The sequence below is a fragment of the Shewanella sp. SP2S2-6 genome (assembly GCF_031931965.1).
GTDB lineage: Bacteria > Pseudomonadota > Gammaproteobacteria > Enterobacterales > Shewanellaceae > Shewanella > Shewanella baltica.
In genome coordinates this window covers 103,390-116,588 of sequence record NZ_JAUOEQ010000003.1, presented here as the reverse complement: position 1 = coordinate 116,588, position 13,199 = coordinate 103,390, and the positions used below count along the sequence as shown (strand labels likewise).

General features: G+C 45.1%; 11 protein-coding genes. 6 read left to right on the top strand and 5 right to left on the bottom strand.

All coding sequences use genetic code 11. The features are described from left to right. Positions 1–336: 336 nt before the first annotated feature. Entirely contained in the window at positions 337–1,227 is an 891-nt protein-coding gene (locus tag Q4Q57_RS03725; protein ID WP_115334000.1) for a DMT family transporter, read from the top strand. Between the two features lie 164 nt (positions 1,228–1,391). Next, positions 1,392–3,023 (top strand): methyl-accepting chemotaxis protein, encoded by a 1,632-nt coding sequence (locus Q4Q57_RS03720; protein WP_311889824.1) that lies wholly within the window; start codon positions 1,392–1,394, stop codon positions 3,021–3,023. Between the two features lie 179 nt (positions 3,024–3,202). Here the strand turns inward: Q4Q57_RS03720 and Q4Q57_RS03715 are convergent, their stop codons facing one another. From Q4Q57_RS03715 to Q4Q57_RS03700, 4 genes are all read right to left on the bottom strand, one after another. Beyond that, positions 3,203–3,667 carry a hypothetical protein gene (locus Q4Q57_RS03715; protein WP_311889823.1) on the bottom strand — a complete coding sequence of 155 codons (465 nt, stop codon included), beginning with the start codon at positions 3,665–3,667 and terminating at the stop codon, positions 3,203–3,205. Positions 3,668–3,748: 81 nt separating this feature from the next. Further along, positions 3,749–4,594 (bottom strand): FAD:protein FMN transferase, encoded by an 846-nt coding sequence (locus Q4Q57_RS03710; RefSeq protein WP_311889822.1) that lies wholly within the window; start codon positions 4,592–4,594, stop codon positions 3,749–3,751. Next, entirely contained in the window at positions 4,591–5,145 is a 555-nt protein-coding gene (locus Q4Q57_RS03705) for an FMN-binding protein (RefSeq protein WP_311889821.1), read from the bottom strand. The genes Q4Q57_RS03710 and Q4Q57_RS03705 overlap by 4 nt, the downstream gene beginning before the upstream one ends. A gap of 108 nt (positions 5,146–5,253) precedes the next feature. Further along, positions 5,254–6,162 carry a DUF6662 family protein gene (locus Q4Q57_RS03700; RefSeq protein WP_311889820.1) on the bottom strand — a complete coding sequence of 303 codons (909 nt, stop codon included), beginning with the start codon at positions 6,160–6,162 and terminating at the stop codon, positions 5,254–5,256. Between the two features lie 680 nt (positions 6,163–6,842). On the opposite strand from Q4Q57_RS03700, the gene Q4Q57_RS03695 reads away from it, so the two are divergent. Both Q4Q57_RS03695 and Q4Q57_RS03690 read left to right on the top strand, forming a co-directional pair. Beyond that, the gene (locus Q4Q57_RS03695; RefSeq protein ID WP_006080434.1) at positions 6,843–8,177 is read left to right on the top strand and encodes a Na+/H+ antiporter NhaC family protein; all 1,335 of its coding nucleotides are present in this window, start codon (positions 6,843–6,845) and stop codon (positions 8,175–8,177) included. A gap of 129 nt (positions 8,178–8,306) precedes the next feature. Beyond that, positions 8,307–9,017, top strand: coding sequence for a 23S rRNA pseudouridine(2604) synthase RluF (locus tag Q4Q57_RS03690; protein WP_311889819.1), 711 nt, complete (start codon positions 8,307–8,309; stop codon positions 9,015–9,017). Between the two features lie 163 nt (positions 9,018–9,180). Here Q4Q57_RS03690 and Q4Q57_RS03685 read toward each other — a convergent pair whose 3' ends face one another. Next, positions 9,181–10,638 (bottom strand): DUF4892 domain-containing protein, encoded by a 1,458-nt coding sequence (locus Q4Q57_RS03685; RefSeq protein WP_311889817.1) that lies wholly within the window; start codon positions 10,636–10,638, stop codon positions 9,181–9,183. A 953-nt stretch (positions 10,639–11,591) separates the two neighbouring features. On the opposite strand from Q4Q57_RS03685, the gene Q4Q57_RS03680 reads away from it, so the two are divergent. Together Q4Q57_RS03680 and Q4Q57_RS03675 are read left to right on the top strand one after the other, a co-directional pair. Beyond that, positions 11,592–11,810 carry a hypothetical protein gene (locus Q4Q57_RS03680; RefSeq protein ID WP_311889816.1) on the top strand — a complete coding sequence of 73 codons (219 nt, stop codon included), beginning with the start codon at positions 11,592–11,594 and terminating at the stop codon, positions 11,808–11,810. A 62-nt stretch (positions 11,811–11,872) separates the two neighbouring features. Next, positions 11,873–12,736 (top strand): hypothetical protein, encoded by an 864-nt coding sequence (locus Q4Q57_RS03675; RefSeq protein ID WP_311889815.1) that lies wholly within the window; start codon positions 11,873–11,875, stop codon positions 12,734–12,736. The last annotated feature ends 463 nt before the right edge of the window (positions 12,737–13,199 follow it).

Genomic DNA, 13,199 nt, shown 5'->3' with positions numbered 1-13,199 from the left:
TAATAGTGCTCAAGTGGTTTAATCGCACTGAAGCAATCCTGATTTAATAGCACTGGTTTAATCGCGCTCAAGCGATTTTGCTATCCCATAGCACTCTGTCCGCCGGGGAACTGACCTTGTCTGATAAGCGATATCTATATCATAACCGACCATGGATAATTGCCAGCAATTATTATCTGGATGCATAAGTGCTAGGTCATAAGCAGAGTCTCTCATTCTCAGTCACTAATTCTCAGTCACTCATGCTCAGTCATTTAGAGTTAGCCATGTAGACTCAGTCGCTTATGTTCAGTCATTCATGCCCAGCCACGTAAGCCAGTATCGAAAGGCAAGATCATGTTGTATTTGTTCCCCCTGTTGGCCGTATTAATTTGGGCAGGTAACTCGATAGTTAACAAGCTCTCATTTGGGATTATCGATCCTGAAGCCATAGCGTTTTATCGTTGGTTTTTTGCAATGTTGCTATTAACGCCCTTTGTCGCGGGTCGTGTGTGGCAAAAGCGCCAAGTGATACTGCCGCTGTTACCTAAGTTCGCGACTTTGGCCATGCTAGGTATGGTGCTCAACCAGAGTCTGGCTTATTTTGCGGCGGCCACCACCACGGCGACAAATATGGCATTGATCACCTCACTCGTGCCCATGATCAGCCTGTTTTTAGCCGTGCCCTTACTCAAACAGAAGCTGTCGCCATTAGCCTTTGGTGGCACGCTGATCTCCCTCGTTGGCTTAATTTTTATGCTGAGTCACGGCGATATGATGAATCTTGCCATCGGCGTCACCCAAGGTGATTTGCTGCTGCTGATCAGCGCCTTTGTATATGCACTCTATGGCGTATTACTGAAACGCTGGCAATTACCACTGCCCACTTGGGAATCGGTTTATATTCAAGGACTCATAGCTGTATTTATGCTGACTCCGCTGCTGTTCAGTAGCCCGAGTATGGCGATCAGCACGCAATCGGCACCACTGATACTGTATGCGGCAGTTGCGGCCTCGCTGCTCGCGCCATGGGCTTGGATCAATGGCATCAGCAAACTCGGTGCCGATCGCACCAGCGTGTTCTTTAATTTAATGCCGATTATTGCGGCGATATTGGCGGCCATTATCCTAGATGAAACCTTGGCCATTTATCATTACATTGGCGGCTCTATGGTCATCATGGGCGTCATGCTAGTGCAGATAAAGCCTAAGCCTAAAGCCATACCCACCTTAGCTTGCCCCGAATAACATAAGCTAAAATATCAATGCCCTGGCTGCACAGTCGGGGCTATTCACCTTCGTTCAATGGACACAAAACTTCGCACTGAATCCCATCGCAATTTACTGCATGTAAAAGCAATTTCATCAATAACGGCTAAGCTATTTATTAAGTTATTAATGGAGATGTTCCTATGTTTAACAGTATTCGCGTTAAGTTTTCGCTGATGTTTGCCATTATGGCGACAGCGCTCATTGTTATGGCCGTCACAGACGCCATGCAAAGCCGTGCAACGGTAAAGCAGATGCAAGAGTTCAGTCAGTTATTTAATCCTGCGATTTCGGCAATTCTCAATGCAGACCGCGATCTTTACCAAGCACAGCTCAGTGAAGAAGTGTTGTTGAGGGAAGAATTATCAGCCGAGAATCGCAAGAGTGAAATTGATAACTGGCAAGAAAACGTCGACCAAGCCCGTGACCGAATGGGCGAGTTTAAAAAAATCCTTAAAGACCATCTGCTGGTACTGCAATCCACCAATGGCTTTGAAGCGCAATTTTCTCTTTGGTATCAAGCCTCATCTGAAGTCATTAATGCCGTCAAAAGTAATGACTTTGAACGCGCGAAACAACTCCACGAAACCAAATCCAAACAAGAATTTAAAGCCTTAAGAAGCATCTATAATGCCGCAGGGGAAGCGGCCGATAACCGCGTCAAAGAGCTGGACTTGCAAGCAACTGAACAGGCAACCACCCAAACCCAAATTTCCCTCACCATAGCCAGCTTAGTGGCCATAGTCGCTCTGTTGATTGCCTATTTCGGCCCTAAAATCATCGTTAATGCCATTAAAGATATCACTAGCAGGATCAATGACATTGTTGATGGTGACGGTAACTTAACTCAAAGGATCCCGATCAAACGTCAGGATGAAATCGGTGAGCTTGCCGAGGCCTTTAACTTGTTTGTAGAACAACTGCAGCAAATGGTGATCTCGATTATTGGCCAAACCAAGGATGTGAGCCAAACCGTTGAAAGCCTTGCGACTAAGTCGGCAACCACTATCAACATCAGTCATGAACAAGAGCAGTTTGTCGATACCATAGTCACAGCGGTCAATGAAATGAGTGCCGCCGTAAGGGAAGTCGCCAGCAATGCCCTGCACACGGCGACCGAAATCACTAAGGTGAACGACCAAACGCTGGAAGGTAAAAATATCCTTGCCCAGTCCGTTAATCATATTCAGCAACTGTCTGAGTCGGTTAAAAATGCCGTGACTGTTATTGAAAAACTCTCAGTCAATTCTGCCAATATTGCCTCAGTGCTCGATGTGATCCGCTCTATTGCTGAGCAAACTAACCTGCTCGCCCTTAACGCGGCCATTGAAGCGGCGCGCGCTGGCGAACAGGGCCGCGGCTTTGCCGTGGTCGCCGACGAAGTGCGTACACTGGCGAGTCGCACCGAAACCTCGACCCAAGATATTCAGCGTATGATTGAAGAGTTACAACGCGGCGTAAATGATGCAGTTAAAAGCATTGAATCTGGCGCCAGCCTGACCACATCAACCGTCACCCTCGCCAGCCAAACCCAAGATGCATTGGATGAAATCCTAAACTCCACCTCTAAGGTCAGCGAGATGTCCACTCAAACGGCAACGGCGACCGAAGAGCAAACCCATGTAACCGAAGAAATTAACCGTAACTTGACTGAATTATCCGATAAAACCAGATACTGCAACTTAGTCATTCAAGAGACCCAACAAATCGTCGTCAACACTAAGGCTATTTGCAGTAACCTACAAAAAGAAGTGGCGCGATTTAAAGTCGCCTAAGCTGGCCGGTTGCTAACGACACATAGTTAGTGACAAGCGGTTAATAACAGACCGCTCGTGACAAACAGCTAAAACGAAAAGAGTGCCAATTAGGCACTCTTTTTAATGTGTTTTAACATGGGATTTTTAATCGAATGCTTTTGAATTGGATTTCAAATTGGGCTTTGATGCAAAACTTATCAGCTACGGTGACGCCTAAGGGATTGAACGCGAATTTTACGGCCATGGTAATAATGCCAAACAAAACCTGAAAACAATAACATCCCCAAAAACATATGCAATAAACTGGCAAACAGTTGGGCTGATTCTGAGCTCAAGTAATACAGTCCCACACCCGTTAACGCTAAGGTGATAAGACTGAGTGACATCACTAAGCCACTCCAATGGTTCAATTTTTTACGCCATCCTGCCCGAATATGACTGTGCCAAAGTGCACCAAGTAGCATCAACAGTAACCAACCTAACAACACATGTATCACCACTGCGGGTAACCGTAGTTCACCGCTGAGGCCAAAATCCACTTCCCACTGCAACTTAAACTCCATCACCCAAGGCAGCATAAACAAGCCTGTGAGCGTGGTGACGCTAATGGTAAGAATGATTAGCCAAAAAAACCAATTTGGATAGCCAGTTAATTTCTTCATAGGAAAATGTTATACACTCATAACGCAGCTTTTCCTTAGTAAATTCAGTAAGGAAAACTGCAAATAGTACCAAAGGAATGATTATTCAAAACTGACTAATCGACCACCTAAGTGAGCAATTTTGTCAGCGGCGGAGTCAGAGCTTAGGTAACCCGCAACCTTAGTCAACGCATCGGCGCGCCAAGCAAAGGGCGCACTCACACTGACAATACGTTCACTTTCAAGATCGATATTCACATCAGTAACATTGCCCGTGGGCAGTAATAACGCAGGATAATCATGGCTTAAAGTTTGTGACACCCGCGAACTTGCCAGCGCCATATTGCTCACGCAGATCTTTTGGCTCAATCCCAATGGGCCACGGCAGAGCACATTTAAAGAGGCACTGCCAAAGACTTTTAAATCGCCACCGGCATTCACCCAACCACCGCTAACACCTGCACGGCGTAGCTCACTCACCGCCATATCGACCGCATAACCTTTGGCTATGCCATCTAAGGTCAAAATGAGTGGTCTAGCTAATCGCACTTGATTATCTTTTATTTCAATATCTTGCCACTCACCTTGCAATAACAAAGGCATACCAAGATAGGCAGGCAAAGCACCGCGGGACATCATTTCCCCGCCGACAGTACAATTGAACAAGTTGTTGCTCGCCTTGCCTAGCCACTTAGCTAACTTGAGCACTCGTAAACTGTCTTGGCTTACACGAATCCATGTCCCTGGCTGGCGATTTAGCTGATTTAACTCACTGTCTTGCTGATGAAAACTCAGTAACCGACCAATATGCGTCACACGTGAAAAAGCCGCTGTCATCGCGGCTTCTAAGGCTTTATCCTCAAGTGGGATCTCACTGCCAGAATGTGGCAGTGACTCGGCGGCAATTTCCACCAAAGTCCCGAGTAAGGGTTTAGCGCGACGTATCACGATAATTCCGTCTGTGACAGGAAAAGTTGATGAATAACCAACAGACGCTTCACACCATCGAGTAAATTACGGCAACTCAAGGTTGCGCCGCTGATATTGGTGACATCCTCATCCAGTTTAAAGGGATCGTTCAGTGTTTTACCGTGGAACTGTTGGCGCCAACTGGCCTCGCGCACTTGACCGCCATGGGTCTCGCGATAACTCAACACTTCTAACCCTAACACTTCACCTTGCGGGCTAATCCCAACGGCATAAGTAATGTATTCATGTTTACCGACCACATCATCAACCATAAACCAACCGAGAAATTGCCCGTCTTTCTCCACTTTCCAAATCGGCTGTTGATCTTGACGCTGACGCACGCCAGACAAATCTTTGATCTGATCTTTCGCATCTGAGCTCAATAAAGTTGGCCGCTCGCTAAATACGGCCGCTTGATCAAAAATCAATGCCTGCGCCTGTGCAACCGTTAAATAGTCAGCAGCAAAAGCGGGCGCGGTCACCACGACCATGGGCATAAACCACAAGCTATTCCAATATGTCTGCGCCATTTCAATACCTAATGTTAGTGAATATGGAATAAAAACGAGCCATCCTTGGCGCTCACTCTGGCGGTGCAGTCTATTACATTCGCTGCAACAGCCTTCATTAAACCTAGATTAAAAGTTAAATGCGACCTTCAATCTGATTTCTTGTTCTGTTTTTTCAATCAGATGCAAACTGGTATCGCGCTGACCTTGGTACTGCTCACCACCGCCACTTAACTGTGGTAACCAAGTCAGCGTCGCCCACCAATCGGCACTACCATAATGCAATGAAGGGCCAGCAAAGAAGGACCATCGTTCTTGGCCAATTTCAGTTTCAAATTCAGTTTCAAAAAGCACTTCGGCGCTAACGAACCAATTAGGGGCGAAACGATAGCTTAAGCCTGTGCCCATTTTCAATTCCAGTTCCATCTCTGGATCCGTCGACCATTCGAAGTCTTCTGGTAGATTAGCGATAGGCGCACGGTCGGCATAGGTTGATTCCATGCCTAAGTTCCCCACCCAAATTAACTCACCTTCGAGCATGTATTTTTGGGTTTGCAGACCAAGATCTAACGACAAGGTGTCTTTGTCTTGGCCAGAATGCACATCAATCCAGTCGTAGTCGAGGGAGGCTGTCATCGACAAACCTATGTCATCCTTGGCTGGGCTTAAAAACATATAGCTTAGGCCAACTTCGGCGCCAGAGGATTGAAAACCAATTTTTTTCTCTGCCGGCAAATAACCATCGATGATAAGCCCACTGGTGTCTAAGGACATAAACTTAGCAGAAGCTGACACCGCCAGTTTATTCGTTAGGCCATACTCGAATTCAGTTTCGTAGTTAATACCTCTGTAGGTGCCTTGACCCTTATCATTACGCAGGGTGATCTTTTGGTACAGTTCGATGGCGTCTTTAGGCATAGCTTCAGCGCCTTTGACATAACCGAATAAATCTTCACCGGCGATCGCAGTATGGTTCAACACTAAAGTCAGTAAAGAGACGGCTACGAGACTCAAGCCATGGCGAGAAGATGTATGCATTTAAACAAAGCCCCAAAGAGTTATTAACATAATTTGTGCGGATTCTATTAAACTCTCTAGTACAACGCAAATCGTTATCATTAGTGTTTTATAGGTTTTTTATGCGGTTAACACTTTTTTACATTTGAAAACAATGAATTGATTGTTAAGGTTTAATTAATATTATTTTGTTATGTGAACGTGATTAGGCCGCTAAACGAGCGCTGCAAGCTAATAAGCAATAAAAATGAACTTAACTCGATGGATCCAGCTCATCTTCTTCGCCTTCTAAACTCATATCGACACTCACTCAGTGCATCAAAGCTTCAAGGGAAATAAGGGCGATAAATAGCCAACTTATCCCATCACCCCGGGCAACAGCTTAAATTTTACGCTACTTAATTCAGTTGCAATACACTCTAAATCAGATAAAAACCCGCTAACTTAACCTGAATGCAAACTGTTAATACATTGATTATAAAATAAAATATAGACCAAGCCTCATCTTATACAACCAATTAATAACCTAGCGATCACAACGGAAGTAAAAACATCTAGACGTCTAAATTGACAGGTTAGCAGGGATCAAATATGCTTTGCCTCAAGTTGCTAAGATACGATGCCGAAGCGACACTAAATTTAAGCGAGTTTGACTGCTAAGGATCCAGCGGAAAGAACTCTAAGCGAAAGAGAGATAACATTTGAGCAATCCAACACCAGCAACACAGCACAGCCCGGCATCTTTCATTGCCCTGTTGCCATTATTTGTTTTCCTTGGTCTTTTCATTGGCGCGGGTGTGTATTTCCAAAGCCAAGGTGTCGACTTCGCCTTCTATCAATTACCGAGTGTTATCGCCATTTTACCCGCGATTATTCTGGCGTTGATTTTATCAAAACAGAAATTGAATCAATCGATTGATACCTTCATTGGCGGTATTGGTCACAGTAACATTATTGCTATGTGTTTGATTTATCTATTAGCAGGCGCCTTTGCGGCGGTCGCTAAAGCCACTGGCGGTGTCGATGCCACCGTTGCTTTGGGTTTATCACTGATCCCATCAAACTTGTTGTTACCCGGTTTCTTCGTGATTGCGGCCTTTATCGCAACAGCCATGGGGACATCAATGGGCACCATAGCTGCTGTCGCACCCATCGCCCTCGGCGTGGCCGACCAAGCGCAAATCGACTACGCCCTGATGGCAGGTGCGGTCATGTCTGGCGCCCTATTCGGTGACAACTTATCGATTATTTCAGATACCACGATTGCAGCCACCCGTACTCAAGGCTGTGATATGAAAGATAAATTCCGTGAAAACCTGATTTTCGCTATCCCAGCATCACTGCTTACCTTGTTAGCCTTTGTATTTGCAGGCCAAGGCCAGGCGGAATTAGCGACGCAGAACATAGATCTCATTAAGGTCATTCCTTATCTGACCATTTTGATCTTAGCTGTAGCGGGTCTGAACGTATTTGTGGTCTTGACCTTAGGTATCTTATTAGCGGGCGCTACGGGTCTGTTTACCATGGATTACGGCGTGATCCAATTTGGTAAAGATATTTATGCTGGCTTTAGCAATATGCAGGAGATTTTCATTCTGTCTATGCTGGTCGGTGGTTTAGCGGCACTTATGCAGCAACAAGGTGGTCTTGCCTTTGTGAGCAAACAGATTGAAAAGCTGATCACGCGTTTCTCAAAGGCACAAGGTGAAGCATCATGCCGCGCCGCAGAACTGGGGATGGCTGGCATAGTTGCAGTGACTAACACTTGTGTGGCCAACAACACGGTTTCTATCGTTGTGACCGGTGATATTGCCAAAGACTTAGCCGAGAAACATGGCGTGAGCCCAAAACGTGCCGCCAGCGTCCTCGATATTTTCGCCTGTATTATCCAAGGTTTGATCCCGTATGGCGCACAAGCCCTACTGATCGCATCGACCTTTAGCATCACCCCATTGGCTGCGGTATCACACGCTTGGTACTGTATGATTTTAGCCGTAGTGGCCGTTGCGATTGTGATTTTCCGCAAACGTCATTGATAGGTCGCACTCTACTTATCGCTTGTTAATATGCAGGTTGAAATAGCTAATTAAGATGCCGATAAGTACAATTGAAGGAGCCGAATTCGGCTCCTTTTTTATGTTTAAATTCATCAACCTTGGATTGATATGCGCCTTGCAAAATACCTCGCCCAATGTGGCATAGGCTCACGCCGTGAAGCCTGCCGTTTAATTGAGGCCGGGCGCATCACACTCAATGGCCATATCGCCCGCCACACAGATCCCATCCATTTAGACGAATCTTTAAACTGTCTCGACAGCATTGAGCTTGATGGCGCACCTATCACTCAAACCGAAACCCTCGCCTATTGGATATTGAACAAAGCCGTGGGCACAGATTGCCGCCTGCTTGAGCAGGATGAAACGAGTCTTGTACACTTGCTCCCCAAAGCGCCAAGACTCTATCCAGTCGGCAGACTCGATAAGGATTCCCGCGGCCTACTGCTGTTAACTAATGATGGTGAGCTAACCCATAAACTCATGCACCCCAGTTTTGCCCACAGTAAAACCTACCATGTGCACCTCAACCGGCCATTCACTGATGAGTTTGTTGAACAAATGGCCAGTGGAGTGCGTTATAAAGATGTGCAAACCCTGCCCTGCCAAGTCCGCCGCCTCAGTTCGGACAGCTTTGAAATCGTGCTGACTCAGGGACTAAATCGCCAAATTCGGCGTATGGCCATCGCCTTAGGCTATAAGGTAATTGACTTACAGCGCGTCGCATTAATGACATTAACGCTAGAATCCTTAGCCGAAGGAGCGATGCGGCCACTCACCCCACAGGAAGTTGCAGTGCTTAAAGCCACAGTCACAATTTAATGGCAGACAAATCGCGAATGCCCTCAAGCAGCTAGCCTCAATTTGAGACAAATGCCCGCGCGAACAATATTTTCCAATGAACGCCTCTGAAGCTAGAAACGCCCGAGTCATCTCAGGCGTTTTTGATGGAACGAAGATAGCCTTTCAAGCTGATAACCTTGAGCTACTTTTTATCCGAACGAAGCACTAACTCCACTCTGCGATTCAATTTTTGTCCGGCGTCATTAGTGTTGCTGGCCACTGGGCTGTACTCCCCGTTACCGTGGGCGGTTAATTGGGCCGACGGAATTTGAAACCCGTCACTCAACTGCTTAATCACAGCTGCGGCGCGCCGCTCCGACAGGCTTTGATTGTAACTCCGCTCGCCCTTGTCATCGGTATGTCCGACCACATAGAAACTCAGCGTCGGATTCTGCTTAAGATAGCTCGCGAGGACCTCGAGTACAGGCTTAGACTCGGGCAACATACGCTCACTGTCATAATCAAACAACAATCCTTCTAACGTCGCCTTACCTGTTTGGCTAATCGCATCGGTCAAGGCATCGAGGTCGATCGCCACACGATCATCCTTCAGAGTAGAGAGTTCCATTACCCTAAGCGTAGTATCGGCAGGTGTGCCATCGAAATATCCTTGGGAATAGATATCGAAGTAAACATCACCCTTGGCGTTACTCAGCTTAAACAGCTGATACTCCTGCCATTCGTCTTCTTTATCATCCTTGATTAATTTGATGGCATTGATCAGGCTATCATCCTCGCCGCAGGCCGTACCTTTACAGTGGAACACCCGCTCAGCCTGCAGTTTTTGTGCTGCTGCGGCATAATTGCTGTTGATTTCAAACAACGAATAGCTTTCAGGCATCTGATACGTTATTTGGGTAAGCTTGGCATCCAGCGATTGGGTTTGATAATCGGCGCCCGAGATCCCCACCAATACAGGTACTTGGGTAAAGTTAGTTTGTTTGTAACGGCTAATATAACTGCCGGGCATGCGCCCCAATAAAGGATGGTCTGCCGCTCCTTGAGCATCGTCACTACGCCTATCTTTAATCTCAATTTGCTTCGGCGCCTGCTGTAAAAAGTCACTATTGGCTTGGATCAAGTCTAGCGGCTCAGGAATAGAATCAAGGATATCGACTTGCAGATAGGTATATCTGTCCTCGCGATTGACGACATAGATACTGGCGTAAACCTCACCGCGAGAACCTTTCAGTTTTGCCGCCACGTAAGCACTGTGAAAGTCGGCATTCACGCTCTTAAGCGGCTTTAGCTGAGTTTGCATAGCTTGCCCGTCGCCGCAGGATGCTGCCGTGCAATTAAATAACACTTCGGCATTCAGCTTTTTTAGCTGTGCCAAATAGTTATTGATCACATGTTCAGGACTATACCCCTCGGGTAACTCAACGCTTTGTCGAGTCAATTTTCCTGATACAGGCAACAGAGTGAACTTGTCACCATTCACTGCGGTGATAAGTTCAAAGGGCGTAAAGTGGATGCGCTTTTCTTCAGGCGATTTGGCATCAGGAAAGGGAGTAAACAGCGATTCAGCATTCACCGCAAAAGTGGCGACACCGCAGGTCGCGGTCAAAAGTACAGCACTCAATAACGTCTTATGTCCCATAAAAAATCCTTTTCTGTGGGGAATCTAGCTCTCGCGAACCAACTAGATAAAGAAATAGTGATGGGATAATACGATAAAATTTTTTACCTAGGTATTAAACGGCATAAAAGTAATACTTTTTATTGAAAAGGAAATACAGAAAATACACCGAAGAAATAAAGAGAGAAATATAAAGCTCTCCATCTTTAAATAGCACACAGAAGTGGAGATGCCGCGATCATACGAATATGAAAGAGCAGCCATGCCTGCCGCCAACGGTCACAGTTACAACAATGCCAATCCTCACTAACCCTTCTGCTGTTCGTTTAGCTAAACAGCTATTGCCCCAAAGCAAGATAACTTTGTTGTCAGTTTGCAGCATGAATTGTCATTGTTTCCCCTGTGACTCGCCATAAACTCGTCCTGAGGGCTCGACGACGGCATCCATGCCGCCAACGGTCACAATTGCAACAATGTCAATCTTAATTAACCCAATCGTTGTTCGATTAGCTAAAAAGCTATTGCACCAAAGCTTGATAAATAGATCTGAGCAGTTGATCTAGTTCTTGTAATGTTACAAACTGTCTACTTCATCGGTGGCGATTCATTAAGTCGGATTCGCAACGTGTAGCATTGTTGGTTTGCCGAAAATTTCGTGATTTAGGTGGGGTGCAGAAGCATCGTTACCATTTGAGCGATCGTTAATGTGTAACTATGGCTATTAATATAATCAGTGAAGGAATACCAAGTATGGCCGTCCACACTAACTCTCTTGTAAACTTTATCCAAAAGAATGACCAAGCTATTTCATTATGCTTATTAGTGTCATCTTTGTTCATAATAATCTCCACCTATTCATGTACTGCTCATCTGAGAACTCAAATTGGATAGGGTCTGCCGGAGCTTTTATTACAATTTCAGGTATTGTATATAGTTCCTTGCAATTACTAAAAACGGAGTATTCGAAAGAGATAATGCCAGCCGTCGTCTTGCAATCCAAAACGTGGATGGAACTTCCAACCATTCCGGGAGCATTTGCCAATATTGTTACCAAAGAAAAAGCCGAAGAAATTAACCAACGTCATTTTGATAAGGTTAATTCTAAATATGCCAAAATATACATAGTCCAAATTTTAATGATACTTGGCACTTGTATATGGTCTTACGCATGGCTTCTCGACAAAACACATTAACAAAGCCAGTCAGCAGGACGCTTAGCGCCAGTTTGAAAAGTATCAAGGAAATATAAAGTTTAATGGAAGAAACAAATAGAATTAAAAAATTCAAATCACAATTGATAAAGGAATTACCATTTTTTCCAAACGATAAAGCTACTCTTAGTGAGCTAGAGGGCCAGGGTCTTAATGGCGTACTGATTCACTACTTACATTGGAAAACTAGAATTGTTCCTCCTCGTCAACGAAAAGTGCAAATTGCTCCTGAGGTGACCTCAGACAAGCGTTGGAAATCATTAAAAGAAGGAATAAATGGATTGCTCGATAAAGTTAGAAATGGAGAAAATATTTATCCTTATCACTCGCAAAGAGCGCATAAAAATGGTTATACCCCAGCTCAGCGAATTAGGGACGGTGAAGTGGATTCATGGGAAGATAAAGATCAAATCCTAAACACCAAGGGTTTCCATCATTTTCACTTAAATATGAATGTGCTGAGCACGGGGCTATCCGAAAGAACAGATGATGTCCTTTTTGCATTAGTTTCACGAGACAATTTTCACGCAATTGGAATCTTTGATCACAGTGTGTTTGAGCCTGTAGATAGCAATAGAAACATGACTTCCGAAAGAAAAAGGATGTGGGACCTGCATAAAAAACATGCAACACTCGGCATTAAGCCAGGAGCAGCGTACTTTAGCCATCCTATTACTACTTCAGGTCATCCAATTTATCTAATCCGTATGGCTGATTATTACGCTCAAAAAATCCGAGAAAATGACCCCAAGCTAGATGATCGGTTCTTTGTAAATAGTCTTTATGCTCAAGATCAGTTGCCTCATCCGAATAAATATAACTTTGAATGGCGGATGGATGCTCTTGATTTAGAGTTATTCGATAAGAAGACGAATGTACTATTCTGCATACATAAAGGGCATATGTGATCTAGATTAAATATCGCATAATAAATCAATCAACTACACGCTTTCGGCTGCGGACGCATTACAGCTGTGCCAGTTATTGGGACGTTAACCCATAGAAATTTTAATCCGAAAGTTACAAATCAGAATATTCGCACTAAGAAGCTTTTCTCCAAAAAGTGTGTTGCGTATGTCTTTTAAATCTACAGGTTACGCTAAAGCCAAAACGGTGAGTCATGGTGATTAGCGAGACGACCGTCCGCCCCATGGACGGGGCGGTCGAGCATCCAAGGACTGACTGGCTGCGAGTCGACGAGTAAATGCCATGGCAAACCTGCATGAGTGGATACCCGTAAACGCTAAACTTCTAACAACTGAAATTACTGCTCCTCAAACACTACTTTCCAACACATTTTTGTCCAAAAGCTTGCTGGGTATCTCCTTCATACAGACTGGCTACACTAGTGCCCAAAAGGTGAGCAATGGT